The sequence below is a fragment of the Nitrosopumilus sp. genome (assembly GCF_025699125.1).
In the GTDB taxonomy this organism is placed as follows: Archaea; Thermoproteota; Nitrososphaeria; order Nitrososphaerales; family Nitrosopumilaceae; genus Nitrosopumilus.
This window is the reverse complement of record NZ_JAILWC010000002.1, coordinates 1-26,917: the sequence shown is the minus strand read 5'-3', so window position 1 is coordinate 26,917 and position 26,917 is coordinate 1. Positions and strand designations below refer to the sequence as shown.

Annotated in this window: 31 protein-coding genes; 14 read left to right on the top strand and 17 right to left on the bottom strand. The window is 35.8% G+C overall.

Translation table 11 applies throughout. From position 1 onward, the window contains the following. Positions 1-56 precede the first annotated feature (56 nt). From K5783_RS05540 to K5783_RS05530, 3 genes are read left to right on the top strand one after another with little or no spacing between them, the layout of a single operon-like run. A complete protein-coding gene (locus K5783_RS05540) occupies positions 57-233 on the top strand; it encodes a hypothetical protein (protein ID WP_278975730.1) in 177 nt (58 codons plus the stop codon). Beyond that, positions 234-899, top strand: coding sequence for a hypothetical protein (locus tag K5783_RS05535; RefSeq protein ID WP_297472784.1), 666 nt, complete (start codon positions 234-236; stop codon positions 897-899). It begins immediately after the preceding gene. Beyond that, positions 900-1,076 carry a hypothetical protein gene (locus K5783_RS05530; RefSeq protein ID WP_297472781.1) on the top strand — a complete coding sequence of 59 codons (177 nt, stop codon included), beginning with the start codon at positions 900-902 and terminating at the stop codon, positions 1,074-1,076. Between the two features lie 127 nt (positions 1,077-1,203). Here K5783_RS05530 and leuS read toward each other — a convergent pair whose 3' ends face one another. The 4 genes from leuS to K5783_RS05510 form a co-directional block, all read right to left on the bottom strand. Beyond that, positions 1,204-4,071 (bottom strand): leucine--tRNA ligase, encoded by a 2,868-nt coding sequence (leuS, locus tag K5783_RS05525; RefSeq protein WP_297472777.1) that lies wholly within the window; start codon positions 4,069-4,071, stop codon positions 1,204-1,206. Positions 4,072-4,075: 4 nt separating this feature from the next. After that, positions 4,076-6,745 (bottom strand): alanine--tRNA ligase, encoded by a 2,670-nt coding sequence (alaS, locus tag K5783_RS05520; RefSeq protein WP_297472774.1) that lies wholly within the window; start codon positions 6,743-6,745, stop codon positions 4,076-4,078. A 614-nt stretch (positions 6,746-7,359) separates the two neighbouring features. Further along, positions 7,360-8,499 carry a glycosyltransferase family 2 protein gene (locus tag K5783_RS05515; protein ID WP_297472772.1) on the bottom strand — a complete coding sequence of 380 codons (1,140 nt, stop codon included), beginning with the start codon at positions 8,497-8,499 and terminating at the stop codon, positions 7,360-7,362. 32 nt (positions 8,500-8,531) lie between these two features. Then, on the bottom strand, positions 8,532-9,992 hold the full coding sequence (locus tag K5783_RS05510) for a glycosyltransferase family 39 protein (protein ID WP_297472769.1): 1,461 nt from the start codon (positions 9,990-9,992) through the stop codon (positions 8,532-8,534). Between the two features lie 194 nt (positions 9,993-10,186). Between K5783_RS05510 and K5783_RS05505 the strand changes: the two genes are divergently transcribed. From K5783_RS05505 to K5783_RS05495, 3 genes are all read left to right on the top strand, one after another. After that, a complete protein-coding gene (locus K5783_RS05505; RefSeq protein WP_297472767.1) occupies positions 10,187-10,696 on the top strand; it encodes a hypothetical protein in 510 nt (169 codons plus the stop codon). Positions 10,697-10,761: 65 nt separating this feature from the next. Further along, a complete protein-coding gene (rpl12p, locus tag K5783_RS05500) occupies positions 10,762-11,058 on the top strand; it encodes a 50S ribosomal protein P1 (RefSeq protein ID WP_109876401.1) in 297 nt (98 codons plus the stop codon). A gap of 92 nt (positions 11,059-11,150) precedes the next feature. Continuing rightward, the gene (locus K5783_RS05495; RefSeq protein WP_297472763.1) at positions 11,151-11,783 is read left to right on the top strand and encodes a trimeric intracellular cation channel family protein; all 633 of its coding nucleotides are present in this window, start codon (positions 11,151-11,153) and stop codon (positions 11,781-11,783) included. Between the two features lie 20 nt (positions 11,784-11,803). On the opposite strand, the gene K5783_RS05490 is transcribed toward K5783_RS05495, so the two are convergent. The 3 genes from K5783_RS05490 to K5783_RS05480 form a co-directional block, all read right to left on the bottom strand. Further along, positions 11,804-12,094, bottom strand: a complete 291-nt coding sequence (locus K5783_RS05490) for a hypothetical protein (RefSeq protein ID WP_297472761.1) — start codon at positions 12,092-12,094, stop codon at positions 11,804-11,806. A gap of 322 nt (positions 12,095-12,416) precedes the next feature. Beyond that, positions 12,417-12,599 (bottom strand): hypothetical protein, encoded by a 183-nt coding sequence (locus K5783_RS05485; protein ID WP_297472759.1) that lies wholly within the window; start codon positions 12,597-12,599, stop codon positions 12,417-12,419. A 162-nt stretch (positions 12,600-12,761) separates the two neighbouring features. Continuing rightward, the gene (locus K5783_RS05480; protein WP_297472758.1) at positions 12,762-12,926 is read right to left on the bottom strand and encodes a hypothetical protein; all 165 of its coding nucleotides are present in this window, start codon (positions 12,924-12,926) and stop codon (positions 12,762-12,764) included. Between the two features lie 99 nt (positions 12,927-13,025). Between K5783_RS05480 and K5783_RS05475 the strand changes: the two genes are divergently transcribed. After that, positions 13,026-13,451: a Fur family transcriptional regulator gene (locus K5783_RS05475; protein WP_297472756.1), complete on the top strand. Its 426-nt coding sequence runs from the start codon at positions 13,026-13,028 to the stop codon at positions 13,449-13,451. Positions 13,452-13,530: 79 nt separating this feature from the next. Here K5783_RS05475 and K5783_RS05470 read toward each other — a convergent pair whose 3' ends face one another. The 4 genes from K5783_RS05470 to K5783_RS05455 form a co-directional block, all read right to left on the bottom strand. Continuing rightward, positions 13,531-14,058, bottom strand: a complete 528-nt coding sequence (locus K5783_RS05470; protein ID WP_297472754.1) for an OsmC family protein — start codon at positions 14,056-14,058, stop codon at positions 13,531-13,533. 226 nt (positions 14,059-14,284) lie between these two features. Continuing rightward, a complete protein-coding gene (locus K5783_RS05465) occupies positions 14,285-15,181 on the bottom strand; it encodes a HAMP domain-containing sensor histidine kinase (RefSeq protein WP_297472752.1) in 897 nt (298 codons plus the stop codon). A gap of 105 nt (positions 15,182-15,286) precedes the next feature. Further along, positions 15,287-16,153: a 50S ribosomal protein L10 gene (locus K5783_RS05460; protein WP_297472751.1), complete on the bottom strand. Its 867-nt coding sequence runs from the start codon at positions 16,151-16,153 to the stop codon at positions 15,287-15,289. Next, positions 16,146-16,808, bottom strand: coding sequence for a 50S ribosomal protein L1 (locus K5783_RS05455; RefSeq protein ID WP_297472750.1), 663 nt, complete (start codon positions 16,806-16,808; stop codon positions 16,146-16,148). Before K5783_RS05455 ends, K5783_RS05460 begins: the two co-directional genes overlap by 8 nt. Before the next feature lie 190 nt (positions 16,809-16,998). Here K5783_RS05455 and K5783_RS05450 point away from each other — a divergent pair, with 190 nt between their 5' ends. After that, the gene (locus tag K5783_RS05450) at positions 16,999-17,430 is read left to right on the top strand and encodes an Lrp/AsnC family transcriptional regulator (protein WP_200829038.1); all 432 of its coding nucleotides are present in this window, start codon (positions 16,999-17,001) and stop codon (positions 17,428-17,430) included. Between the two features lie 309 nt (positions 17,431-17,739). Here the strand turns inward: K5783_RS05450 and K5783_RS05445 are convergent, their stop codons facing one another. From K5783_RS05445 to K5783_RS05435, 3 genes are read right to left on the bottom strand one after another with little or no spacing between them, the layout of a single operon-like run. After that, positions 17,740-18,219, bottom strand: a complete 480-nt coding sequence (locus K5783_RS05445; RefSeq protein WP_109876391.1) for a 50S ribosomal protein L11 — start codon at positions 18,217-18,219, stop codon at positions 17,740-17,742. A 35-nt stretch (positions 18,220-18,254) separates the two neighbouring features. Next, a complete protein-coding gene (locus K5783_RS05440; RefSeq protein WP_109876390.1) occupies positions 18,255-18,713 on the bottom strand; it encodes a transcription elongation factor Spt5 in 459 nt (152 codons plus the stop codon). Positions 18,714-18,715: 2 nt separating this feature from the next. Then, a complete protein-coding gene (locus K5783_RS05435) occupies positions 18,716-18,889 on the bottom strand; it encodes a protein translocase SEC61 complex subunit gamma (RefSeq protein WP_297472746.1) in 174 nt (57 codons plus the stop codon). Between the two features lie 39 nt (positions 18,890-18,928). On the opposite strand from K5783_RS05435, the gene K5783_RS05430 reads away from it, so the two are divergent. Together K5783_RS05430 and K5783_RS05425 are read left to right on the top strand one after the other, a co-directional pair. Continuing rightward, the gene (locus tag K5783_RS05430) at positions 18,929-19,705 is read left to right on the top strand and encodes a D-aminoacyl-tRNA deacylase (protein ID WP_297472744.1); all 777 of its coding nucleotides are present in this window, start codon (positions 18,929-18,931) and stop codon (positions 19,703-19,705) included. Then, positions 19,702-20,001 (top strand): methylated-DNA--[protein]-cysteine S-methyltransferase, encoded by a 300-nt coding sequence (locus K5783_RS05425; RefSeq protein ID WP_297472742.1) that lies wholly within the window; start codon positions 19,702-19,704, stop codon positions 19,999-20,001. Before K5783_RS05430 ends, K5783_RS05425 begins: the two co-directional genes overlap by 4 nt. Here K5783_RS05425 and K5783_RS05420 read toward each other — a convergent pair. Beyond that, a complete protein-coding gene (locus K5783_RS05420; RefSeq protein WP_109876386.1) occupies positions 19,998-20,453 on the bottom strand; it encodes a 50S ribosomal protein L19e in 456 nt (151 codons plus the stop codon). The genes K5783_RS05425 and K5783_RS05420 overlap by 4 nt on opposite strands. Further along, positions 20,437-20,841, bottom strand: coding sequence for a 50S ribosomal protein L32e (locus K5783_RS05415; protein ID WP_109876556.1), 405 nt, complete (start codon positions 20,839-20,841; stop codon positions 20,437-20,439). The genes K5783_RS05420 and K5783_RS05415 overlap by 17 nt, the downstream gene beginning before the upstream one ends. Positions 20,842-20,989: 148 nt before the next feature. Here K5783_RS05415 and pckA point away from each other — a divergent pair, with 148 nt between their 5' ends. Further along, the gene (gene pckA, locus K5783_RS05410; protein WP_297473407.1) at positions 20,990-22,594 is read left to right on the top strand and encodes a phosphoenolpyruvate carboxykinase (ATP); all 1,605 of its coding nucleotides are present in this window, start codon (positions 20,990-20,992) and stop codon (positions 22,592-22,594) included. 1 nt (position 22,595) lies between these two features. Here the strand turns inward: pckA and K5783_RS05405 are convergent, their stop codons facing one another. After that, a complete protein-coding gene (locus tag K5783_RS05405; protein WP_297472739.1) occupies positions 22,596-24,617 on the bottom strand; it encodes a S8 family serine peptidase in 2,022 nt (673 codons plus the stop codon). A 78-nt stretch (positions 24,618-24,695) separates the two neighbouring features. Between K5783_RS05405 and K5783_RS05400 the strand changes: the two genes are divergently transcribed. The 3 genes from K5783_RS05400 to ftsY form a co-directional block, all read left to right on the top strand. After that, entirely contained in the window at positions 24,696-25,316 is a 621-nt protein-coding gene (locus K5783_RS05400) for a superoxide dismutase (protein WP_297472737.1), read from the top strand. Positions 25,317-25,412: 96 nt separating this feature from the next. Continuing rightward, on the top strand, positions 25,413-25,838 hold the full coding sequence (gene pfdA / locus K5783_RS05395) for a prefoldin subunit alpha (RefSeq protein ID WP_297472735.1): 426 nt from the start codon (positions 25,413-25,415) through the stop codon (positions 25,836-25,838). Positions 25,839-25,841: 3 nt separating this feature from the next. Continuing rightward, on the top strand, positions 25,842-26,917 hold a 1,076-nt coding region (gene ftsY / locus K5783_RS05390; RefSeq protein WP_297472734.1), incomplete at its 3' end, for a signal recognition particle-docking protein FtsY.

The following is a 26,917-nucleotide window of genomic DNA, read 5'->3' as shown; positions in this document are numbered from 1 at the left end:
CTATTTGGTGAAAATGTAACCTTTGGTTTTTATCAGATAAATGATTCTATTACTTTATGGTGCTAGTCTGGATTGGAATTGCAGTGGGAATTTTGATTGTTGCGATTTTGATAATAAAGGCTACCAAGACTAATCCTCGCGAAATTGCTGGAATGACTATGGTTTGCAAAAAGTGTGGTACTGAAACTGGCGGAATGGCCTGCCCCAAATGTACTAAAACATTTGGAGTGTAGATGATGAATAAGAAAGTAATTTTTGGTATTGTACTTGGTGTTGTTGCAATTGCTGTAGTTGGTCATTTTGCTAGTGAATCAAATCAAAATCCTGCCACTGATAGTGATGAGGCAGCATGGCAACTGTTACAAAAAACATACCTTGATTCAGAGTGTAAGGAAAAGTACATGGGTCAACCTGATGCGATGCAGGATTGTTTTGATAGAGTAGCAGAAGAACAAAGGTTGAACCCACCACTCAACCCTGAATTTACATCCACTGCGCCACCCTTACAATTATCTGCAGTGTCTGATTTAGATTGTTTGGGAACTGCTCAATGTTTTATTGGAACTGTAACTGAAATTATTGACGGTGATACCATCAAAGTTGATGGGCAATCAGTTAGATTTGCATTGTCTTCGGCACCTGAGATAAAAGGTTATGATGGTGTAGATGCTAGGAATTTCATTGAAACGATCTGTCCTGTTGGCTCTATGGCAATGGTTGATGAAGATGATGGACAAATTCTTGGCAGTTATGGTAGATTAGTAGGTATGGTTACCTGTAATGATGTTAATTTGAATTCTGAATTATTAGATTCAAATTTAGGCTATATGGAATTCAGATTTTGTGATTCTAGTGAGTTTGCTGGAGAATCTTGGGCTGTAAAGCACGGATGTGAATAGATGGGATTCAAGGATTGGTTTGTAGATGATAAGACTGGTAATTATTCAGTCAAAGTGCAGTGTACTGGATGCCAAAGAATAACTGTAGTGAAAATTCCCTCTGGAAAAACTTTTGAGAAATGGAGTGAGAAAATAAAATGTGGTCAGTGTAATGGTAGTTGGATAAAATCTACGTAAATAATTCAAAATATTTTTAGAAATTCTTTGGTATGATTGATAAAAAATGAGATCTAGACTTTTTCACGTGTAAATGGGATTTTTTTAGAGACGACTTGTTCTACTAGTCGAATTCAAACCTTAAATTTTACTCGATCAAAATTGCAGGTTTGAATGGCCTTGCATGTCTTGCCTTTCCTTTAGGATCATAGATATCATCATCAGCCTCTGAATACACTTGAATCTCTACTTCGAACTCCTTCTTTCCAATACTTGATAATTCTGCAGACAAGAATTCTTTTTCATCAAATTCTGCAGATTCTAATTTCATTTGTTTTATTTCTTCAGATTCAGAGTGCAAGTCTTTGATTACTTTTTGTATGTATTCTGGCATTTTCTTGGCATCTGTTGTTTTAGGATCCGCAATCAATTCTTTCATTACAACTCCCATGTTATTTTGACCGCCTACCATAATTTCCAATATCTTGCGATACACAGTTTTTTTGAATTCATCAGAATTTACATATATTACAATTTTCTGTGGAGTAATTTTTGTAACTTTGAGAATATTTGCAATGTCATTGATCGTTGATTTTAACAACTCTTCGGATTGAATTGATGTTGCATAGACATTTTCTTTAGAATATTCTGGCCATTGTGACTTTGATGCTAGTCCTGTTTGGCCTAATTTTTCCCACATCTCTTCAGCTATGTGTGGTGCAAATGGTGATAGCATTGCAACTCTGGCTGAATTGATCTTGTACAGAATTCCAGAAACATCTTTTCTTTCTTTAGCCTGGACTCTTTTGTTGTACCAGCTCAAATCTGATTCAAATGAAAATAGTATGTCGTGTAACCCTTCACGTAATCTCATCTTTTCAACTGCTTCAGTAACCTGAGATATCAAATTCTGTGCCTTTGATAAAATCCATTTATCTTCAGCTTGTAATTCTGAAATCGGCTCATTTTTGAGCCTAGAGCACTCGTCAAGTAATGATTCTAACTTATTTTGAATACCTGTAACTGATTCCATGTTAAAATCCGCATCTTGTAATAACTCAGCTGATGAGATGATGGCTAGTCTTATTGGGTCTGCTCCATGATCCCTAATTGCAGCTCGCAGCGGAATGATGTTCCCCATACTCTTACTCATTTTAGCACCGTCCATCATGACACTGCCATTAACCACAATTTCTTTAGGCCATAATTTTTTATCAAATATTGCAACATGATTTAATATAAAAAACGACAAGTGATTCTGCACCAAATCTCTACCTGAATGTCTTGAATCAACTGGATAGAAGTAGGTGAATTCTTTTTTCATTGCATTGATTACTTCTTCAGAAAGTTTAGAAGTACTTGCAGCCAATGACGCATCTCCTTTCTCTAACAAAACATAATCAAAGAATTCTTTTGTCAAGTTTTCAGGTTGCACTGTTCCATCATTTACAAATCGTGAAAGAGTATAGTATGCCATGTAAATTACACTGTCTGATAGTGACTCTACAATCCAATCCTTGTCCCATGGAAGTTTTGTTCCTAGCCCTTGCTGTCTTGCACATGCCCTTTCATGTAACCAATCAATTACCTCTTTGAACTCTGTTTTGATATTATTTGGTAGAATGTTCATCTCATCAAGACAAGTTCTAGCCAATTCTTTCCACTCTTCGTCTCCATAATTGAGAAACCATTGATTGTTCAATATTTTGACAACGCATTCTGCCCCACAACGACAATGCACTGGAGCATTTTCAAGTACTGGAAATTTTTCTAGATGATTGTTCTCTTGTAGCCATGCTCTGATTTTATCTCGTCCAAACTGTACTTTTTCGTTGTTAAATTTATCACATTTTTCATTTAGCTTTCCATCTGTGAATTCTTTGAGGTACAATTCCTTTGTTGCCTCTTCTAGTTTTTGGTCTGTTTGGTCTGATACTCCTAATTTTTCACAAATCTCTTTTGCAGGAATAGTGCCGTATCCTTCAGTAGCAATAATTGGTATGGGTTCTATTTTTGAGGCTAATTCATGTCCTTTAGCCTTTAAATCCATCAAAGCCTGATAATCTTTTGGTGCATGAGCTGGCACTGACATTACAAGCCCTGTTCCCATGCTAGGCTCTACAAAATCAGCTGGCAATATCGGGATTTCTCGTCCATCATGATTTGTGGCATATTTTCCAATAATTTCACTTCCCTCTATTTCCCCCTCGACTGTCACTTGTTTTTCAAAAAATGAAATCTTTTTTGCACACTCTTCTGAAACTATCCATTTCTCACTATCTACTGCAACTTTTTTGTATGTTACATTTGGATTGGCCCACAAATTTGTAATTCCAAAAATTGTTTCAGGCCTTAGTGTTGTTACTGGAAAAATAAAATCACCAAACTTGAATTTGATTAAGAAATTTTTATCATCGATCTTTGGTTCAACATCGCCCATTGTATCATGTTGTGATACTGGATTTTGATCATCAGGGCACCACCCAACTGGATGGCTTCCTTGGATGATCCTGCCCTTTTCTTTGAGTGTTGTAATTTGCCACTCGATAAATTTCTGATATCCTGGAACTATGGTTGTGAATTCTCTACGCCAATCAATGGAATAACCCATCTCGATCATTCCAGATTTTATCTCTTCATGAAAATAATCTGCAATCTTTATTGGCTCAACAAATGTCTTGATGTCTTCTTCTGGGACATGGTAAATATTTCGCAGTCCGTCGAGAATTTCTTTTTCTCCAGCTTGAATTCTTCTTGCCATGCCAAGTACAGGTGTCCCAGTATAATGGAATCCCATTGGAAATAGCACATTGTATCCTTTCATTCTGTAAAATCTTGCGTGCACATCAGCTAGCGTGTATGTTCTTCCATGTCCGATGTGTTGTGGGGAGTTAGGATAGGGGTACGCGACTGTAATGAATTTTTTTGGTTTCTCATTTGGGTTTGTCTCAAAGTCTTTTGATTCAATCCACCTATTGCGCCATTTGGTCTCTATTTCATTCCAGTTAATTGTCATAATATCATCCTAAAATCATTGATTTTGCTTTGGCTATTGCCTGCTCCATTTTAGATGTGTCTTTTCCACCGCCTTGGGCAAATTTGGAATCTCCGCCACCAGATCCTCCTAAAATTGAGGCTATCTCCTTTGCAATCATGCCTGCATTTACACCTGATTTTTCTCCTGCATATACCAAAATGCGAACTGTAGGGCCTGATTCAAAAATTCCGCAAAATGCTGTAGTTGCATCTTTGGCCACTAGTTTTTTGCCAAAGTTTAGATGAAAATATTCGTCATAGTTTTCACTTGCTGTAAAGCAAAGTTTGTTTTTGATGGTAATGCCATCGATGTCGCCTGATTCCCCAGCTAGAATTTTTTCTAATATGATGGGGATTTGCTCTCTTGCTTTTTGTTTATTTTCCTCTCTTCTCTTTTCTAGTTCTTGTCTTTGTGTATCTTCCAGCTGTTTTTGTTTTGCTTCAATCTCCTGTTGTTTCACATATTCAAACGCATAAGGGCCTGAAACAAATTCCAGACGAACCACTCCATCTTGAATTCTTTTAGTCTTTGTAATTTTGATTAACTCAATGTCTCCTGTTTTTTTAACATGAGTTCCTCCACAAGCTTCTACATCTTGGTCTTCTATTGATACAATTCTTACTGACTTTACTGGAACTACACCTCCCTGGTAAATTCTAAATCCGTACGTCTGCTCTGCAGTTCCTCTATCAAAATAATCAATGTTTACTGAAAGGTTTTGTTTTACCATTTTGTTAGCTGCATCTTCTATTTGTTGTACTTGCTCATCAGTCAATGAAGAGTGATGTGTAATGTCTAGTCTGGCATGATCATCGTCTTTGAATGCAGAGTGTTGCCAAACCCAAGAGCCCAACACACCACGTGAGGATGCATTAATGATGTGAGTACTGGTGTGGTTTTTTGTAATATTTGCCCGTCTTGATTCATCAACTTTACACCTTACAGTATCCCCTTCTTTTGGAGTGCCGCCTTCTAGTTGGTGAACGATAATGTTTGCATGTTTGTCTACGTTAATCACTTTGAATCCTGCAATGGTGCCGTGGTCTGGTTCTTGTCCCCCACCCCTTGCATAAAACGAAGTTCTATCTAACACAACTTGATCATCAAATACTTTGATGACTTGAGCTTCAAACTCCATTGGGTCGTCTTTGTAGAATAGTGTATCTGTTTCAGGTATGTCTTCTAATGGTAATTCTGTAATTGCTTTTTTCTTTTCAGACTGATGCAAATCAGATAACTTGGAATAAAATGATGATGGAATTTCTGCAATTGCATCAACTTCCTTGAGATATTCAGGCGTGATTCCATCTGATTCGTACAAAGTAATCAATTCATCCACACTTGGAGTTTCTCTTTCGCGAATTTTATCTGCCTTTTTCTTCATGTGGACTTTGGATTCTTCATAACGCCCTGCTTCAATTTTTAAAATCTTTTTGACGTCTTCTCTTTTCTCATCAAGCTCAGGATAGGTATCTTTGAGATAATCAATATGAGTATCAATCAAATCATCTATGTCTAGTTTGAGGTTCAGCTTGCTAATTGTTGCATTAATTCTTCGCAACATCATTCTAAGATTGTATCCGCCACCAACATTGCTTGGAAGAGCACCATCGGTAATTGCAAATATCAAAGTTCTAAGATGATCTGCAATTAGATATGTTCCTTCAAGCGGTGTTATCATTCTGTTTAGTTGCTCCTCTGTTAGTCCGGCTTTTTTTATTGCATGACGTCTAACATCATTAAGATCTTCGTAATCATCTAGCGCTTTTGCAATTTCTGTAAAGTATTTTCGTAAAATCTCAGAATCTGAATCAATTCCAATTGTGTTGAATAATTTCTGATTAATTGGACCAAAGCAGCAGTCATATGCAGTTGGTGTGCCCATGGTAATCCATGCAAATCTCTCGAGTCCTGCACCCATGTCGATTACTCTCTGGTCTAATGTGGTGTGTTGTCCTAGATCCCCCTGGAATTCTGTAAATACTGCATTTCCTAGTTCTAATCCTCTTACAAAATATTCTAGTGATGGACCAAACGAGCCGCCACCGGCCCATACGTCTTCAACAAACACAACTTCCTCTTTTTTAATTCCGAACTGATCAGTTAGCAATCTATAATCCAAGTCAATACATTCATCCTTCCAGTATCCTTTTCCCTCTGGAATGCTGTGCTGTCCAATCATACAAAAACTAGAAAAGTGTCTGCCGGTTACTCCGACATTTTCTAAATCCTTGAATCTCAAACAAGTTTGTGGAACCACTAGAGGGTTTGCAGGAAATTCAAATACTACTTTAGAGCCCATTACTCGCTGAAAATCTACCACTGATGCAATCGTAAAGAATAGATCATCACGCCATCTGCACACTACAGGATATCTGCTTACTGAGGTGTGGTTGTTTTTTACAAAAAACTCTTCCACTTGTTTCCAAGCTTGAGTGTAATCAAATCTTTTTGAAGTTGGAGGCTCTCCGATAAACGAATAAGTGTCATCTGCATCATCTGGACACAAATCTCGTCCAGAATCTAATGTCCAAAAGAATCTGCCACATTTTGTACATGATTTTCTTACAAAACCCTGTTCTGCAAATAACTTGACATTGTAATATCTGTCAGGATCTGATGAAAATTCTTTTAGAATCTCTTTTTTATCCAACGATGAAGACTGTCTTATTCCGATATTAAGAATTACCGCTGACTAAATGATCAAGATAATTGTCTTTATTTGGACGATTCAAGTTTTTGAATATGTGCCAATCAATTTTTTGTTCGTGGAAATGATGAGTTTGTAGGTATTTGGAGTAATCAATTACTTCCTTTTGAACCTAAAGGGTGGTTAATGGAATTTCGAACAGAAATTCAAAATAAAATAAAATTGCTAAAACCCACATCTGACAAACCCTTTATTCAAAATTTGTTTCAGCAAAAAAAGATAAAGCAGATTTTAAAAAATTTGTAAAAGTACAATCATTGGATGACTGGTAAAGTAATTGTTAGTTAGATTTCCCTCTTTGGGACAAACCATGTCTGAAAAGAATGAATTTGATCCTCAAAACTGAGTATTTTGTGTCTAATTTAGGCTCAAAAATATATCTATATGTGTTTCCAGTGGAAATACTGCTTGATAATAATTATCTAGTCAAATCACATCTCTAAAAAAGGCAGTTCACAGACTAGAGGCGACAACTGACATGAAAATTTTAGAGATATCTTTTGGACTATTCCGAGAATCAGACATCAAAAGACTAGAAGATGACTATGTGAGATAATCTAGCTCCAGACTTTTTCTTTGAACGTCCATTTTTTGTTCAGTATGAAATTGCTAAATGCTGCAACACCTACTGCCAATACAAGTGAAATTGGATATGATATGCCACCTTCATCTACCAAATAATATACCATTCCAAGCTGAACCAGCGCTCCGATGGAGCTGAATCCTGCAAACTTTCCGTACTGGGCAAGGGTTCTTTTTGCGGAAAAATCCTTGTCCTCAAACGTCCAATACTTGTTGAGAACAAAATTGCTGGTTATTGAAAACACTATTCCCATCATTGTTGCATGAATATACCACATGTCTGCGCTCAAGGAAAACAGCATTGATGCAAGATAATTTACCCCAAGTCCTGATGCGCCAACTGTGAAGAATCTTGCAGCCTTTGAAAGGAATCTCACTGATGTGCGTCTCTCTCTTATGCTTCTTCCATACTTGTATAGTTTCCAGACGGACTTGCAGTAGTCAAGAACAGTTGATGCCCCAAGTTTGCTTGCGCCTTCCTGTCTGTCAGTAAAGGTATATGGAACTTCCTGAATTTTGGCGCCCTTTGTTTTCACAAGAATTTCAAGCAGCATCTTGTATCCTATTGCGTCAAATTTCAGTCCCTTGATGATGTTTTTCCTAAACATAAAAAATCCGGACATTGGGTCATGTGGCTGGATGCCAAGACCCCTCTTTGCGATGGCAGTTGCAATCTTGCTCATTAGTTTTCTCTTAAACGGCCATCCCTGAATAGAGCCTCCTTTGATGTATCTTGAAGCAATTACAATGTCACAACTGGTCTGTCTTAGGGTCTCAATCATTTTTGGAATTATGTGCGGGGGGTGAGAAAAGTCGCTATCCATTACTACGATGGTGTTTCCAGCTGCATACTGAATCCCATTTAATATTGCTGAACTCAACCCGTTCTTGGCTTTTCTCTTAATCACATTGATTGTGTGGTCTGTCTTCTCTTTTATTGAATAAAAATAATCTTCGGCAATCTTTGCTGTTTTGTCTGGCGAATTATCATCTACTACTATTGTTTCGGCCTTGAGATTTTTGGGAATTGAGTTTTGAATGTGCTCTAAAATTCCACAAATGTTCTTTGATTCGTTATATGTGGGGATAATTATTGATATTTCTGTAGACTGCAACAATGTGGTTTTTTCTGGTTTGGATTAAAATGTTAAGGTTGATTTTTTTGATTTCCTGCCATGTTTAAGTCACCTGCTCTGACGTCAATTGAGAATCCCTCGTGATTTACCCTCATGTTGGTATATGGGTATATTCTGGTATCAAAGTCATTTGCCTTGCCTTGAAAATACTGCACTGAATGTGTATTGTTGTATGCCTTTACCAGTTCTATACCTCTATTCTGATCCAACATAAAATGTGAATCTGCAACTACCGTGATTCCATTGGTTTTAACTGGTTCGAATAAAATCATTGCATAGTCTTTTGGGACATTATCCATATCAAAAACATCATAAAGAATCCAAGTGTACACCGGGCTTGCCAATATCGTGCTTTGCTCATCGTGGTTTTCAATAACATATGACAGGGCTTCAAATTGGTTGTACGACAAATCATTTGTTATGATTAGAATCGTACTTGAAAATCCAAATATCAGAATTGCCACAATGACGGTGTAGTATATTTTTGATTGCAGGTATTTTATTTTCTTGGGGATCTCTAATAACCATATGCTTGCAGCAATGCACATGACTGGAATTATGGGAATCCAGTGGAAATACTGCTTGAATCCTATTAGTGACAAAAATAAAACAAACGGAACAAACCAAAACAACACAAACTTGTTTTTTGTAACTGCAGCGTAGATGATTCCTGCCATTCCTATTACGAACAATACCGGATCAATTAGAAGAAAAGATCCAATAATTTCAAAAATACTGTTGCTTCTCTGGCTTTGCCATGATACGTCTCTTACCCACAAATCAAATTGATCCAAAAATATGCTGTTTGCAGGCCACAATAATGGGATCAGCAATACGGGAATTATCCAAATTAGTATGTCTGAAAACTTTTTTCTCTTTTGGTAAACCAACCAAATTACTAGAGGGATGAAAACAAATGCGGGAACTTTTGTAAATATCGCTAGTCCTAGCATGATTCCTGAGATTGAGACAAGCCAAACATTTCCTCCAGGCTTAAACCGTATTGCAAGTAGAATTGATGTAAGCAAAAATGGCAATAAAATCGAATCAAGCAATATTCTGTCAAATACCCATGTGTATGGCATCACTGCAAACAGCAAAGATGACAGCAATGCTGCATTCCTGCCGAATTTTTCTTTAGCTATTTGATAAACAAGTAGAGTGCTTACAACTGCAATTGTTCCCATGAATATTCTTGGAACGAGATAGAGATTTTGAAGTGATGCAGGATCAGTAGATGTGTTGTCTGGTGGATAGTTTGCAATTTGTAGTATTCCTGCTAGCACTATCTGACCAAAATACGGGTGATCATAAAGATAACTCTCTTGCGGGTTCCCAGTTTCTATCATGTTCATTGCTCTTCGCATGTAGATTCCCTCGTCAAAAAAGATGTCGGGGAACCCGACTGGATTTATGAGGTGGATAAAAGTTGCAAGAATCAGCGGGATTAGAATAACGTATTTTCTGTTCATTTTTAGAATTCTTCTTAATATCGTCATATTTTAAGAAGGGTAACTTACCATCATATCTTTTATGCATTTGCCATGAATGTCTTCAGAAAAATTTTTTATGCCACTTTGGTTTTGGGTTATTTGAAATTGATATAATTAAAAGCAATTATGTCCGATTGGGTAACGATAAATAGAATACATAATGCAGTAATTTCATGTTTGGCAAGAAACCTACTCTAAAAGAAGGAGTTCATGTTTTCTCTGTAAAAAAGAATGGCGAATTCAACGACTTTATCTTCGGTGTAGTAACTGGAGTAGACGGAAAAAAAGTAGGAATCAATGGTGTGATTGTTAACCCGATTGGTCTGAAAAACAAGATTGAGCAGGGAAAAACTGGAGAGCGTTCCAGAGAAATACTGGAACATCCAACACCCGACAATGTTGTATTGGCCCTTGTGTATAGAGTAGAACATGAAAACTTTACGGGAATTCTAGATCTTGATGTAGACAAATGTGATATCTTGCCTCCGAAAATTTATGCTATGCTTGATGGATGGATTCGCGAATCCCTGCCAGAATTTCTCAACAAAGTTTTGTCCTTGCCTCAAGGTGCAGAGCGAGATGAAGCAAAGCGAGTATTGCGAAACAGAATGGATACATTGATTGATAAAAATCTCAAACGAACACTATATGCCGTTTGCCGAAGTCTGAAGATTTTGAACTGAATTTTTGATTTCCAGGCGTGAGATCTCCATAGTTTTATATTATGCACTAAGAAAATCTCGATATAATGGAATATGTTTACGCTGCTTTACTTCTTCACAAACTAGACAAAGAAGTTAACGAAGCAAACCTCACATCAGTTGTTAAAGCATCTGGAGCAGAGGTAAATGATGCTCAAGTTAAAGCACTAGTAGCAGCCCTAGCCGATGTTAACATCGATGAGGCAGTCAAAGCCGCACCTGTAGCAGTTGCAGCAGCCGCCCCAGCAGAGGCAGCCGGTGAAGCAAAGAAAGAAGAAGCACCTAAAGACGAAGGTAAAACCGAAGAAGCAGCCATGGAAGGATTATCCTCACTATTTGGCTAAACAAATCTTTTTTCAATTTAATTTTTGATCTTTATTTTTTCTAGCTCGATCTTCATTAATCTTAATTAGTAATCTTTGTGCCATTGTAATAATTGGTAGATTTCTCTTTTCCAATAGATGGCTTTATCAGTATTTTAGACTATTTAGGCACAATTGCATTTGCAGTAACAGGAGCTTCCAAAGCAATCTCTCATAAATCTGACGTCTTTGGAATTATAGTTTTGGCAACAGTAGTTGGTGTTGGTGGTGGAGTAACACGTGATGTAATCTTTGGACGATTCCCAACTGCTTTTTCAGATCCGATCTATGTTTCTATTACTGTGATCACAGGAGCTTTGATGTTCTTTGTTTTTGCCAAAATGAAAAAACAGATGAATGTCTGGCTAATTTTTGATGCAGTGGGATTGGGTGTGTTTTCTATACTTGGGGCATCAATTGCATACAATGTAGTTGGATTGAATTTCCTTCCAATGCTCTTTGGTGGAATGATCACTGCAATTGGTGGTGGAATACTAAGGGACGTCTTTGTTAGAGAAATTCCAATCGTATTTGTAAAAGAAGTGTATGCAGTAGCATCAATTATTGGAATTGTAATATTTTATGTTACTTTATCTTCTGGTATAGAAATACAAATCGCATCAATTATTGGGATCGTTTCTGCTACTGGAATTCGATTACTTGCAATGAAGTATAACTGGAATTTACCCAAAGTTAGAGAAACTTGAATTGTTTTAAAAATAAAACATCATGCTGGAACAGATAATTTTTGCAAACGTGTATAATGAGTTCTTAAAAAATCCATGATCTTTCTATCTTCGTTTTTGTCAATTGGAGCCCCATTTGCAAGAATGCTCAGATATTTTAAATCTGATTCTAGTAAATGAAGTGATTTTTTGACTCCTTCATCATATTTCATACTCAAAAATTCTACAATATTGTCTTCTAATCGTAAAATATCATCTTCTAACTTCTTAATCTCTTCTCGTATGTCTGAATGCACAGATAACCGATTAACTATATCGAAGATAAATTTCATTATTTAGTTTCTTAATTGTTGTAAAAAATTGTACAAAAAAATGAACAAATTTTTAATCAAAATCATCCTATTGATTCATCCGAATTAGAATCAAGTTTTTTTAAATGATGCAGAATTGGTTGGTTTATCTTATTTTTGTCTCTGAAAAACTCTGTCAAGAATTTGGCGTGCATGTTAACTTGTACATTTATCCAATACAATTAAGACAATCTAAACTGAATGCATGCACTTACAAAATTATTGGACATGTCAAATGTTGTGTGGAATATGTATTTCAACAAATACTATGGCAGTAAAAGACACTAGTTAATGCCACATGATTTTATGATCTTTTACCTCTGGGTTTTGTTCTCAAAAGAACACTACAACATGGACATCTAACACCAGATACGCTCAAAAAAATACTACACAATGTACATCTTTTTTGCCCATGTTCATATTTTGAGCCGTTTGGAATTTTGTCTCCCTTGAACTCCTCACATACGCCTTTACAAGAATATCCCATTATTTTACACCCTCAAAATATTTGTGACAACAGGGACAAACAGAATATCTTGAAATTAATTCTAAATTGCAAACTGCACAATATTTCCTAAATGTGTTATTCACTGAATTTCTAAATTTTGCATCGGCATCATAATATCCGCATACACTTCTACAGGAATGCTTACTCATCATGCTTTTTCTCCACATTAAAAAATGAGCCACAGTCCTTACAGAATATTCTGTGATTTTGGATATTTACAGCAATATTTCCACAATTAACACAAATTTTGATTGCTTCATTCACTGTTTTCTTATTTGAACCAAATTGTAACTCTTGACTTAGCATACTACTATTAGGAATTATTCCTAATTAAGTGTTATTATCTATTAGGAATTATTCTTAATAACAAATAAATATTAAATAGGATCGCTGTGGTACAGTATCATGCAACATCTAGAGGAAATAGTCTCATCATTAAGGGATGAAGGATTTAGGATTACGCCTCAGAGAATAGCAATAGTGGATTATCTGCTTAAAACTGAGGATCATCCCAGCGCTGAATTGATTCACAAGGTTGTTAGAAAGAGATACCCGATGGTAAGCCTGTCTACGGTCTACAAAACACTAGATCTACTACGAGAAAAGAAACTTGTAAACGAAATTGAGGTAGAAGGAGAAGCACGGTTTGATGCTCATACTGATGAGCATATCAATCTGGTCTGTATGAAATGTGGTAAAATTGATGATATTGATGAAGACTCTCTAAAAGAGATTCAAGTAAAGGCTGCAAAAAAATCAAAATATCTAATTTTAAAGAGTAATTTTGAATTACATGGTTATTGTCATAATTGTAAATCTAAGATGAAATAGATTTTTAAAAAACTAACTTCGTTTAATTACACTGTGTTTTGAGTTTTTTTTGTATGCTTGAAGATCTTTGAATAATGAATTACACAATTTTTGCATCAATGTTAATTTTATGAGTCATGCTGTACATAGCAGGACAACGTTCTTCTGCCATGCTCAACACTTCTTGTAGTTTTTGATTATCTGCATTTTCACTTTGAGCGTCTATTTTAAAATTAATTCCCTCGGTAATTGGTTCTTCTGATAAATCAAAGGTCTTTGCAAAATTGATGTTGCATTCTGTATTTACTTTTAGTTTTGTTAATTTTATGCCTTGATTGGCTGCAATTCCTACAAACGTGCCTACAAAACAAGATGTTATTCCTGCAATACAATACGCCATTGGACCTAGTCTGTTGCCATCCCCACCCAAAAATGATGGCGAATCAATCTCGATTACTTGACTTCCCTTTTCAAAAGGCAGTTCTGTTTTGAATTGAAATTCTGAATTGGAGTCTAAATTCCACTCACCTTGCATCTTGACTGGTTTTCTTAGTGTTTTTTTGTCTTCTTTTCCCATTGCTATAGTATTTGCAACTTTGTCAAGATCCACGTTGTTAATTTTTGTCAAGAGTCATCATTCCGTAATTAGTTATTTTATTACCCAATTTAAAATCAACTGAAATGTTTGTGGGATTATTTCTCTAATGACGTGATGTACATTTACAACCTTCACCGCAAGAATATTGGAAATCTATTGTCATATTTGTAAGTAGAATCATTATCAAGAAAACTAAATCTGTGAATAGCATAAAAAAATCTTGGAAAAAACAGAATAATTTTGTAATAATCGTCTTTTATTTTATCTTTTGAGGTAAAATAACAGTGAATGTAGTGGGGTTGTTTTTAATTTCAATTTTACCTCCGTGCTGTTCCACAATATTTTTACAACTTACTAGCCCTAGACCTGTGCCTTCTTGCTTTGTAGTGAACAAAATATCAAATATTTTTGAGATGATTTTATCTGGAATAGCCGGTCCTGAATTCTCAAAAGATATTGAAATAGAATCATCTTTTTTGAGTGCTTTTATGATAATTTTCCCAGTACCATTCATTGCCTGAATTGCATTAAGAATAATATTTGAAAAAACTGTTCTCATAGATTCAAAATCACACTTAAGTGAAATTTTGTTTTGAGGCATCTCCACAACTATTTGAGTTGGAATTTTTATTCCTTCCATACTTGAATTTAAAATATCAGACAGATCTGTTTCAGTGAAATTCAGTTTTCTTGTACCAAGAAATCCTAATACGTCTGATATCTGATGGTCTATTCGTTTTATTGCATCATACATTGTATTGAATTTTGAAATATCTTTTTCGTATGTCTCTGGATTGTTTGATCTTAAAACGTCCAAAGATGTCTGAAGTATAGTTAAAGGGTTTCTTATGTCATGTGATAGTCTGGATGAAAGTTCTCCAACAGCTTTTAATTTCTCTTCTTTGATAACTTTGTCTGTTTTTATCTGGTCAATTGGAATTATTTTTTTACATTTCACATTAAATTTTTCATGATGTTTTTCTATGGCCGCTATATCTGGTGCTGTGCAAATACAATGCAAGATATTCTCCTTTTCGTTAAAAAGCATCTGGTGGACTAAAACTCCGAACTCGTCTGCATCCTCTTCAAGTCCTGCAACTAACTGTTCTTTGGTATAGTCTCCTAATTCATGCATGTCTAAGAAAATCGGCATGATGTTTGAAAAATCTTGAACTTTAAAAACACATGGATTTATGGTGTTTGTAGGTGTAGTTATTTCAGAATATGTCTATTGTATTGTGATTTTGATTGGCTTTGGTTATGCTGGTGTGTAGTCTTTTGCTTGGCCTGCCACTGCTCTTGCCTGTGCATCTGCTTTTTGCAATATTTGCTCCTTTGTCTCATCTGTCATAAATCCAGATTCTATAGATAATGAGCGAGCATACTGTGCTGCCTTTGTGAGAATCTGTGAAATGTTATCAGCCGTGATGTATGCTGCCTCAATTGACAGTGATACTGCTTCTTGGTGAGCTTGTGAGAATTGTGCTCTGACCTTTTCAACATCTACAATCATTTCTTCTTCTGCATACTTGAGACCCTCCTCCAATGCCGTGTAAAGTGAAATTCCTGCTTCTACTGGCTTGATATCTAATTTACCTAAAATTGATGCTAATTTCTCGTTGATCGTCTCTCCCTTCAATACTGGAGTGCTATCCTTTGCAATCCAAATTGTTCCTTGATCAATCTTTGTTGGGATTCCTGCTTCTTTGAATTCTGTGAGCATAGGTCCTGGTGCAATTCCTGTATTCTTTGCTGGTACGACTATATCGATACTTGCAATGTCTCCTCCTCTTGCTGCCATCATTACTTTGTTTTTTGCCAAAAGCACATTGAGTTTGAATGGTGACATGTTTGTAAACAAGAACATGCATTGTCCTTCTAGATCCTTTGCAATTTCTTTGATTCCGGGAATGTCAAGTGAATCCAATGCCTTTTGTGCAACCTTGTCTTTGATTGCTACAAACTGCACATCGCCTTTGAGGATTTTTCTTAATGGTAAAATCTGTGTAGAGCGAACCTTGTGTAATTTAATGACTGCTAGTACTTTGTATTTTTTTGGCAATTCTTGTAATTGCTGATACATCTGAGTTTTTCTTTTAGGATAAGACGTTCTATTTTCATGCATGCTTCTTTCTAACCTCTTGGATTTGTTTTACTGGTTTACCCATGGTAGTTTTTATCATTATTCTTTTCATGTTCTTCTCACCGTTTGGTAGTTTCTTTTCAATTGCGTTAAGAACAGTATGTGCATTAATTGCCAAATCTGCGTCATCCATTGTTTCATCTCCAATCTTACATGAAACTGACAATGATGCTCTTGTTCTAACTTTGATTGATGATCTAAATCTTGATAAGAATGCGTCAATTGGTGCATCAAAAGGAACTGGTGTTGGCATTTTTCCTCTAGGGCCTAAAAGTTGACCCAAAGTCTTACCGACTGTTGGCATTACTTTGGTATCTGCTAAAAAGAAATCATATTTGTTAATGAATTTTCGAGATTCTCTTTTATTCGATGCAAATTTATCTAATTCTTCAGTTCCGATTACAGAATCTGCATTTGCTTGTTTTGCTTTCTGACCCATCTCTCCTGTTGCCATAATACAAACGGTTGCTGGGGATGTGGTCTTTGGAAGTTGAACGACTTCATTTAGGGCAAACCCTTTCTTTACATCGATATCTTTGAAATTGACAATTAACTCAATTGACTGCGTAAACTTTTTTGGTTTTGTAGCAGCCTTTGCTTGTTTTATCATGTCTACCAACTGAGTCTCTGTGATCATTACGAACATTTTCAAAAAAGCCTACTTAAAATCGTTTAGAGAATGAGGTTTTTAGTTGTCCAAAATTTTAGAAAAATTACAATTTTTCAATTAAATCTTGTAAATCTGGAGGAATTATTTCTCAAAACCTACATATATTAAATCATAAAATCTGTTTTCGATTAAGTTGCACCGTTTTGATGAACTTGATATGAAATTACTTTTTGAACTGACTCGTGATGGATCTATTTCTGTTCCTACATTATCTAAAAAACTTGGAATAAACGCATCTGTACTATATAGCAGAATCAAGAGATTGATGAAGAAAAAATTAATCAAAAAATTCACAGTTGTAATAGATGATTCATTGTTAGGAATTGGGGTCAAGGCATCAGTTGGAATTAATCGAGATCCAAAACAAAAGGACGCAATTCACAAATTATTTATGGAAATACCGGAGGTAGTATCAATTTCTGAGGTTACTGGCAGATTTGATATTATTATCAAGGTCTATGCAAAAGATCTTGAAGCTCTTCATACTATAGTCATTGAAAAAATAGGAAAGGTGCCAGGAATTCAAAATTCTGAAACCTTTGTAGAGTTACAAAAAACAGACAAAGACCCAGTTTATCTTATCCAATAACTTAGAATCTGAAATAAATTATCTGCTGTTTGTCTTCTGATTCAATATCTCTCTAGTTGCTATCATTTAGGAAACTAATCGTGAAAATTACTGAATCCTAAAATTCTCAGTATACCTGTAGGCAACTTTTTCTCTAAACTTTTTTGATATGTGATAACATTATGTCTTTTTTACCACCGGACAAACATCGAAATTTGAATCTGATTTTATCTTCAAAGATTTGTATGTGTTTGTCATTGTATGTGGGAATTGATATGCTCAGTTGTAACTTTTTTAAAATTTAAAGAATTTGTATTTTAAACTGAATTATTATTGGAATTTTGCATCCCATTTGCCTTCATTAATTTCAGCTGTAATTTCTTTTGGGGTCTTTCCTTCTACTTTGACTCCTAATGCAAGACATGTTCCAATGATTGTTTTTGCAACTGACTTTAATGATGATGCATAGGATTTCTCTAGTTTTGTGTTTGCTACTTTGATTACTGAGTCTAATGTCACATCTCCTACCCAAGTAGAACCTGAAGCACCTGAACCTTTTTGAATTCCTGCTTCTTTCATGATTAGCGCAGCAGCTGATGGGATACCAATCTCAATATCATACTTTTTTGTATCTGTATTAACAATCACTGTGACTGGAACTTTCATTCCCTCAAAGTCTTTTGTTTTATCATTAATTGCTTGAATAACCTCCATAATGTTCACCCCTAGTGGTCCAAGTGCTGGACCTAATGGTGGACCGGCTGATGCTCCTCCACCTGTTACTAATGATGATACTTTTTGTTCTCCCATTATCTTGTCAACTCAAATTGAAAATTTAATCCTTCCTAAGCCTCACTTGAGATCTTTAGGTAGTTTGCGTCTACTGTTACTGGTAATTGATATGATGCATCAAGTAAAACTACGGTTGCCTCTTCTTTGTCAACATCAATTCTTGTGATTGTCGCTTTCATTCCCTTGAATGGGCCACCTGTAATCTCTACTATGTTGTCTACTGCTAATTGTGAAACTGTTGATTTCTTTATTAGATATCCTTCGATATCTTTGAACTCTAATTCTCCTCTTAATTGACCACGAATGTGTCTGACTCCTTCAACTGCCATGTATGCATCACTGGGATTGATTGCCTCAATTACAACATATCCCTTTAGATTGTCAACTAGCAGTACTGATTGAATATTAATTTGATTAGCGTTAGCTTTTGCTTCTAATAATCGCATTACCACTTTTTCTTGTCCACCAGTGGTTCTGATTGCAAACAAATGTGATTTTATTTCTTCAGACAATTCTACCTTCCAAATGTAATTACCGAAAAGACAAACTGAATAGTAAATCCAATAGCTCCGACACCTGCAATTCCCATCAAAACTAATCTGAGATGCTGTTGATACTCATCTTTGTCTGGTTTTTTAGCCATTTTCATGGTATTTGCCATGTTTTTCAAAGTCTGCCTAGGGTTCATTGCTGGAAATTAATAAGGTGTCCTTATATCTCTTATCTCATGGAACTGTTAGTTGCGTATCGAGATGACCCAGCAGGTCACAACATGGCCAAATTTCTTTCAAAGAAAATGACCAAAGATGGTGATATTTTCCGCGGAAAATATTATGACTTGGTGATTATTCCAACCCCTGCAATATCTGCAGATTGGTTAGAAGAAAAATATGATTATGATGGATTTGTATTTTTATCAAAACATGCTGCAGAGTCTGGACAATTGGCTTTGACATGCCATAGTACCGGAAATTTTTCTGAAGCAAAGTTTGGGGGCAATGATAGAGAAATTGCAATTCCACATCCTAATCTTCAAAAGAAATATCTGCAAACATTAAAGAAAAACCAATCCAAATTCCCAGAATTTCAAATCACCATAGAGGCAACGCATCACGGTCCTTCTGCATTAACGAAACCTTCCATATTCATTGAGATAGGAACCACTGAAAAACAATGGACTGATGAATCTTTATGCAATTCAGTAGCTTCCTTAGTTCATCAAGTAATGTCTGAGCCAATCCCAGAAAACCCAGTTGCAGTTTGTTTTGGCGGAACTCATTATCCTTCAAAGTTTACTGATGAATTACTTGATGGAAAATATGCATTAGGTACAGTAATTCCAAAACATGCCTTGGAAAATCTTGATACGGAATTATTTTCCCACATTATTTCACAAAACAAGATGGCAACTGCCGCACTTTTAGATTGGAGAGGTCTAGGTTCTGATAAACAAAAAATTCTTGACCTTCTTAAAACTACAAATCTTGAGGTAATCAAGCTTTGAATCTTGAACAAAAGATTTACAAAAAATTACTTGAAGTGCCAAAAGGTCAAATCACAACTTATGGTGAATTAGCAAAGGCAGTTGGACTAAAAAACGGACAACGCGTAGTTGGAAAAATCATGAACAAAAATCCATACCCTGTAATTATTCCATGTCATAGAGTAGTCATGTCTACTGGAAAAATTGGTGGCTATGCATATGGGGAGCATATTAAAACAAAAATGCTCAGCGATGAAGGTATTGAAATTAAGAATGGTAAAATTTTGAATTTAGAAAATACGGTTTACAGGTTCTAATCTTTTCTCTTTTCTTTGATTTCATCCATTAGGAGTCTGAGATGTGCTTTGTTTCTAACAGTATTGCCTCCCACTTTCTTGTATAATGCCCAGAATTCTGGATTGGTCAAGTCTTTTCTGTCTTTTGCAATCTTTAGTAATCTTCTCAATGAGCGAACCTTGGCAACATAAACTTCTTTTTTTCCAACTCTTGCGCCTTTTCTACCTTGCTTTGAACCTTGAGTTATACCTCTCTTGTTTTTCTGATCTTTCTTGTGTTGTGCTCTGCCTCTTGATGTACCTACAAATGGTTTGATTTTGATTGTATTTGCAGTGATGAGACTTCTAATGTTTTCTCTTGTAATTGCATCTGCAATATCATCCAGATGATCAGTATCAAACTTAATTCTGTGAATTCCCACACCTGTGACTCTGGATGCGAGTCTTTTCTTTGCGTTAAGATTTACTACCACTTGCACTCACTCTCGCATTAAAAATTTTGAATTTATTTTCAATTGCTTTTACAATAATCTCTTTTCTTTTTCTAGTACCAACACTGTGTCCAAATCTCACTCCATCTTTTTTTGGATCAAGTTTTTCTAAATCCGATAAATTGAAAACTAAATTATCTGTATATCCTGATGGGTGTAATCCTCTTGCTTCTTTTGGTCCTCCATACCCTACTTTGACAAGTCCCGGACGGCCTCTGCTCTTTTGTTTTCTTTGATGATGATCTATGCCTTTTGGTTTTCTCCAATTGGTCTGTAATCTAACATAACGCCAGCTTTCTGGTCTTACAAAGTCAGGATTGTGTTCTTTTACTTCCTGTCTCTTTGCAATCTTGTCCTTGTTGATAGGCATCAATTTGACTTTTGAATTTTGGAATAAATACGTTCCTAGATACAAAATACATTTCTCATAAGAAAAAGATAATAAGGAAACTTTGGGCGGATCGATATCTCATGAACCAGCCTGGGATTGACAAAATCACTTTTGGAGGCAAAATCCTCTGACTCAAGTAGTAGGTACTGCTGTAACTGACAAATTTTCCTCACAACTATCTAAATTTGGAATAAACCCATCCAAAGTCCACAGAAACCTCAGTGTTGAAGAAATGGTGCGCATTGCAGTTGAAAGAAAGGAGGGTGTAGTAAATTCAACAGGTTCTCTCTCAGTAAATACTGGAAAATATACTGGAAGATCCCCTGATGACAGATTTATCGTCTTTGATGATAAAACCCGAGATACCATTGATTGGGGAAAAATCAACCACCAATTCCCATCTGAGAAATTTGAAAAACTTTTAGAAAAAATGAAAAAGTTTGTTGATAACAAGGAGCTTTATGTTTTTGATGGTTTTGTAGGATCTGATCCTGATAATCGTTTGCCAATTAGAGTGATAAATGATCATGTTTGGCAAAGTATGTTTTCAAGAAACTTGTTCATTAGGCCAACAAAAGAAGAGTTGGAAAACCATGAGCCCGAATTTACTATTTTATGTATTAACGACTTTGTTGCAGTTCCAGAAGTTGATGGAACTAGAACTGATGTCTTTATCCTAATTGATTTGACAAGAAAAATTGTATTGATTGGAGGAACAGAATATGCAGGTGAAATGAAAAAGTCTATGTTTGGCGTAATGAATTTTCTTCTACCAGAACGAGGAATATTTCCAATGCACTGCTCTGCAAACATTGGCAAAAAGGGAGATACTGCACTGTTCTTTGGATTATCTGGTACCGGAAAAACTACTCTTTCTGCAGATCCAAATCGAAACCTAATCGGTGATGATGAACATGGATGGTCTGATAATGGAACATTCAACTTTGAAGGTGGATGCTATGCAAAATGTATCAATCTTAGTAAAGAAGCAGAACCGGAAATTTGGAATGCAATCAAACCTGGTGCAGTTTTAGAAAATGTTGTGCTTAAAGATAATGTTCCTGATTATGATGATAACACGTTAACTGAAAACACTCGAGTTGCGTATCCGTTAGATTTCATTCCAGGTGCAGTAATTCCAAGTGTTGGTGGAAATCCTAAAGTCATTGTATTTTTGACTGCTGATGCATTGGGTGTTTTACCACCAGTTTCTCGATTGACAAGAGAAGGAGCAATGTTTCATTTTATATCTGGTTATACAAGTAAATTGGCAGGAACCGAACGCGGTATCAAAGAACCAAAATCTGTGTTTTCAGAGTGTTTTGGCGCCCCATTCATGCCTAGACCTGCTTCAGTTTACGCTAAATTACTTGGAGAAAAAATTGACAAACACAACACTGTAGTCTATCTTGTAAACACCGGTTGGTCTGGTGGTCCATATGGAATTGGAAAAAGAATAAAGATCAAGTACAGTCGTGCTATGGTCACTGCTGCACTCTCAGGGGCATTGGATACTGTAGAGTATCGTCATGATGATTTGTTTAATTTGGATATTCCAACTGAAGTAGATGGCGTTCCTCCAGAAATATTGGATTCTAAAAACACATGGGATGACAAAGACTTGTATGAATCATCTGCCAAAAAATTAGCAGAGATGTTCATTGAGAATTTTAAGCGATTTGAAAATGTCTCCCCTGAAATAATTGCTGCAGGACCAAAAGCTACTCAATAGATTATCTTCTTTTAATAATTCCAAAAATTCCAACGGCAGCTACTATTACTGCAATTATTCCAATTTGTTTTGTTGGAATGTCTATGTCTAATCTTTGAACGTTTTCTGGTAGTGTAGTTATCTCAATTGTATTATATGCACTTGTTGTGTTTTCATTGGTTCTTATTTTTGCCTCAATCCAATACTCTGCATTCTCATATACTTCCATTGTTGTTTTTTTATTTGGTAACATAGTTGTAGTGTCAACTCTACCGTCTTTGCTGTTTATAACTGAAATTTTTGCAAAACTCCATTCACCTGGATAAAAAATATCGAATGAGATTTTTTGATTTTGCTGACTCACAGAAATTGAACCTTGTGTATAGTGTATCAAAAATGGAATGGTGTATCTAGTTCCGTCATGATTGATTATGATTTTTCCTTCATGTTCTCCAAAATTTTCTTCAGTCACATTCATTTTGATTTTTAAAATATTCCCTTCAAGAATATGCGCAAATTTAATGAATTCAGGCCCTTCAAATTTTACGTCCAAAGTATCCAATGTTCCTTCAATCAATTTTAATTCTAGTTGTCTTTCAACCACTCGATTGTCTGTTGATGCTGTTGATACAAAATTTGGTGGCATGATAATTAATTTGGCCCCAAACGCTTTTCTTATATCCAATCTTCCTGCACCTGCGTCATTTAGGGAGAATTCCTGACCGTAGGCATCTGAAACAGGCTCAACTGTAGTTAAAAGTAATGATTTTATCTCATGGTGGTGAAGTTGTGGATTTTTCTGAAGCAATAAAGCAGCAGCTCCGCTTACATGAGGTGCAGCATAACTTGTTCCGCTTGTGAAATTATATCCTGCATTGTTTTGTGTGGTGTTGATGTATGCGCCAGGTGCTACAAGTTCGGGTTTTATGTAAAATGGTGATACCGGACCTCTTGAGCTAAAATGTGCTACAAAGTCTGGATTGTAAAACAGATGCAAAGATGCAGTCTTTTCTTCTTTGATTGATTCTATTATTTTTAGTCCTTCTTCTCTGTCAATTGATACGACTGGAATCTGTGGTGCATAATCTGGTTCTATAAATTCATGAATCAGTTCGCCCAAAAAAATTCCTGGCACATTGTTATAGACTATCATAGCTTTAGCTCCTGCATAAGCCGCATTACTTTCTTTGATTGAAAAAAACAACAGTTCCCCTTCAACATCGCTTCCTCTCTCCACTATTACAATTGCATCTTTTACATTGAGTTCTTCAAAGTCCTCCATTTTTCCATATCCTGCTGAAATTATTTTCCCTGTTATTGGTACGTCTAATTTTGTAGAACCAATCATTGGAATTACTGTGAATGGTTTTCCATCCACTTCTAATGTTGCAACCAAGCTTGACGTGAGGTTGTTATATGTTGCACCTACAGTTACAGAACCGTGATTTCTACCCGGACTTCCAATTGTATGCAATTCAGGACCATCATTTCCAGCTGCAGTTACTACAAAAATTTCTTTTTCTAATGCAAGATTAACTGCACGCTCAATCTTTGCATTTGTTCTATTAACACCTAAACTAATATTGATAATATCTGCATCATCCTCAACTGCTTTTTCGATTGCTCTGATAATCAAATCTGATGATACCCCTTCTCCATTTTCTGAAACTTTGTAAGCAAGAATTTTTGCTTTGGGTGCAACTCCGACCACTTGTCCATCAGCTGCAATTACTCCTGCTACTTGAGTACCATGACCATTTGTATCTAGAGGCGGCTGGTTTTCATCAATGAAATTATATCCTCCTATGACTTTACCGTTTGGTCCCCATCCAAACAAATCTGGATGATTAAAATCAACACCAGTGTCAATCACTGCTATTTTAATTCCGGTTCCGTCAATACCTTCCATTCTGGGAATGTCAGTTCCAATATATGGCACACTTTTATCCAAATATGCTCGAAATTCATTTTCTGTTTGAACTGTTTGAAACAAAACAAATCCACTTGCAATAACTACAATTAATGAAAAAACTAGGAATTTCACAAGTTTTTTAACGATTTTTGCAAGTAAAAATGAATTGCTTACTAAAGCAATAAATTGAATAAATCCTCTTGGGTATTCATGGGAAAATACACTCTTCCTGAAATGCCATATGCTTATGATGCATTGGAACCTCACATTGACGCAAGAACAATGGAGATTCATCATACAAAACATCATCAAGCATACACTGACAAACTAAATGCAGCTCTTGAAGCATGTCCTGCTGATATCCAATCGAAAGATATCATAGACATTCTGTCTGATATTAATTCAGTACCGGAAGCTCAAAGAAGTGCAGTTAATTTCAACGGTGGTGGATATGATAACCACAGGCTATTTTGGAACAACATGAAAGCAAACGGAGGCGGAGAACCTGGAGGATCTGTTGCTGATGCAATTAAAGATTCTTTTGGAAGCTTCTCTGACTTTAAAGAGAAATTTTCATCCACTACAGCAGTAATACAAGGTAGCGGTTGGGGATGGTTGGTTTACAATCCTTCTTCCGGAAAGGTTGAATACAAATCAATGCCAAACCAAACTAGTCCAAGAACTGAGGGATTAGTACCATTGTTGGGCTGTGATGTTTGGGAACATGCATACTATCTCAACTACCAAAACAAAAGACCAGACTATATCGCCGCATGGTGGAATGTAGTTAATTGGGATGAGGTAGAAGATAGATTCTCTAAAGTAAAATAAAGTTCTAATCTTTATTTTTTTATTCATTACATATTTTGATTTTCAATTACTTATCCATGAATGAATTTATAACCATCTGAGGAAGGTTGGTTGTAAATGAGTGAAGAACAGGCAGAGCAATTAATGCAGCAAATGCAAATGCTTGAAACATATTTTTCAGATTTGTCTCAAAGAGAAGCAACTTTCTTTAGTATTTTGAGAGAGGCAACTGCTGCAATTGAATCCATTCAATCACTTGGTAAAAATCCTGAATCAGAAACCTTGGTTCCAATTGGAATGGGAACATATATTCCAACAAAAATTTCATCAAATAGCAAAATTGTTTTGAATATAGGTGCAGGAGTTGCAGTTGAAAAAGATTTTCCTTCAGCAATAAACTATCTTGAAGCAAGAATTAAAGAAATTGAGATTGCTTTGCAAGACACTGCTGTAAAAAAACAAGATGCAGCAAATCGATTAGAACAAGGAAGGGCGCAAATGAATCAAATGATGCAGGCAATGCAACAACAAAAACCGGGATAAACCATGTTCGATAAACTTCGTAATGCGTTTTCTAATGCAGCGAAAAGTCTTGGTGAAAAAGAACTTAATGAAAAAGACATTGAAGATGTTCTTTTTGAATTAGAAATATCTCTCTTAGAATCTGATGTTGCAACTGAAGTAATTGAATCCATCAAATCTGATCTTAAAGAAAAATTGATTGGTTCTAAAGTTGATAAAAAAGAAATTGAAAAATTTGTTAAAGATAGTCTTATTTCAAGCATATCTGCGTTATTTGATTCAGCTGGAACATACGATCTGTTTGCAAACATTAATGAAAAAAAGAAACAAGGAAAACCCTTTTTGATTTTATTTGTTGGAATTAACGGAACTGGTAAAACTACTTCTTTGGCGAAAGTTGCACATCTATTACAACAGGCAAAATACTCTGTTGTAGTTGCAGCAGCTGATACTTTTCGGGCAGGCGCAATTGAACAATTACGAGAACATACAAACCGACTTAATCTGAAACTTGTTGCTCAGAATTATGAATCAGATCCTGCTGCAGTTGCAAGGGATGCTGTACTCTATGCAAATTCTCACAGAACAGATTGTGTTTTGATAGATACCGCAGGAAGAATGCAAACAAGTAAAAACTTGATGGAGCAGATTGCAAAAATTACCAAAGTAGTTAATCCAGATATGAAAATTTTTGTCGGTGACTCATTGGCTGGTAATGATACCGTAAATCAAGCACGAGAATTTTATGAGCATGTAAAATTTGATGCTTCCATTTTGACTAAAGGTGACGCAGATGCAAAGGGCGGTGCAGCATTATCCATTGTGAAAATTACTTCTACTCCAATTCTCTTTGTCGGAGTTGGTCAAGAGTATCCTGATCTGAAATCTTTTAACAAGAAAACTTTCTTGGAAACTATCTTTGGTTCATTAGATGATGTTGAAATAAAGAAAACCGAAGAATCAGAACCAACACCAGAACCAACACCAGAACCAACACCAGAACCAACACCAGAACCAACACCAGAACCAACACCAGAACCAACACCAGAACCAACACCAGAACCAACACCAGAACCAACACCAGAACCAACACCAGAACC

Excerpts from the sequence above, each read along its gene's own strand:
- K5783_RS05435 (WP_297472746.1), bottom strand. The coding sequence starts at position 18,889 with ATGAACCCTAGGCAGACTTTGAAAAACATGGCAAATACCATGAAAATG.
- K5783_RS05530 (WP_297472781.1), top strand. The coding sequence starts at position 900 with ATGGGATTCAAGGATTGGTTTGTAGATGATAAGACTGGTAATTATTCA.
- K5783_RS05415 (WP_109876556.1), bottom strand. The coding sequence starts at position 20,841 with ATGCCTATCAACAAGGACAAGATTGCAAAGAGACAGGAAGTAAAAGAA.
- leuS (WP_297472777.1), bottom strand. The coding sequence starts at position 4,071 with ATGACAATTAACTGGAATGAAATAGAGACCAAATGGCGCAATAGGTGG.
- K5783_RS05490 (WP_297472761.1), bottom strand. The coding sequence starts at position 12,094 with ATGAAATTTATCTTCGATATAGTTAATCGGTTATCTGTGCATTCAGAC.
- K5783_RS05465 (WP_297472752.1), bottom strand. The coding sequence starts at position 15,181 with ATGCCGATTTTCTTAGACATGCATGAATTAGGAGACTATACCAAAGAA.
- K5783_RS05535 (WP_297472784.1), top strand. The coding sequence starts at position 234 with ATGATGAATAAGAAAGTAATTTTTGGTATTGTACTTGGTGTTGTTGCA.
- K5783_RS05510 (WP_297472769.1), bottom strand. The coding sequence starts at position 9,992 with ATGAACAGAAAATACGTTATTCTAATCCCGCTGATTCTTGCAACTTTT.
- K5783_RS05460 (WP_297472751.1), bottom strand. The coding sequence starts at position 16,153 with ATGCATGAAAATAGAACGTCTTATCCTAAAAGAAAAACTCAGATGTAT.
- pfdA (WP_297472735.1), top strand. The coding sequence starts at position 25,413 with ATGAGTGAAGAACAGGCAGAGCAATTAATGCAGCAAATGCAAATGCTT.
- K5783_RS05540 (WP_278975730.1), top strand. The coding sequence starts at position 57 with ATGGTGCTAGTCTGGATTGGAATTGCAGTGGGAATTTTGATTGTTGCG.
- K5783_RS05505 (WP_297472767.1), top strand. The coding sequence starts at position 10,187 with ATGTTTGGCAAGAAACCTACTCTAAAAGAAGGAGTTCATGTTTTCTCT.
- K5783_RS05445 (WP_109876391.1), bottom strand. The coding sequence starts at position 18,219 with ATGGGAGAACAAAAAGTATCATCATTAGTAACAGGTGGAGGAGCATCA.
- K5783_RS05450 (WP_200829038.1), top strand. The coding sequence starts at position 16,999 with ATGAAATTACTTTTTGAACTGACTCGTGATGGATCTATTTCTGTTCCT.
- K5783_RS05475 (WP_297472756.1), top strand. The coding sequence starts at position 13,026 with ATGCAACATCTAGAGGAAATAGTCTCATCATTAAGGGATGAAGGATTT.
- K5783_RS05400 (WP_297472737.1), top strand. The coding sequence starts at position 24,696 with ATGGGAAAATACACTCTTCCTGAAATGCCATATGCTTATGATGCATTG.
- K5783_RS05430 (WP_297472744.1), top strand. The coding sequence starts at position 18,929 with ATGGAACTGTTAGTTGCGTATCGAGATGACCCAGCAGGTCACAACATG.
- K5783_RS05455 (WP_297472750.1), bottom strand. The coding sequence starts at position 16,808 with ATGATCACAGAGACTCAGTTGGTAGACATGATAAAACAAGCAAAGGCT.
- K5783_RS05480 (WP_297472758.1), bottom strand. The coding sequence starts at position 12,926 with ATGCTAAGTCAAGAGTTACAATTTGGTTCAAATAAGAAAACAGTGAAT.
- rpl12p (WP_109876401.1), top strand. The coding sequence starts at position 10,762 with ATGGAATATGTTTACGCTGCTTTACTTCTTCACAAACTAGACAAAGAA.
- K5783_RS05485 (WP_297472759.1), bottom strand. The coding sequence starts at position 12,599 with ATGGGATATTCTTGTAAAGGCGTATGTGAGGAGTTCAAGGGAGACAAA.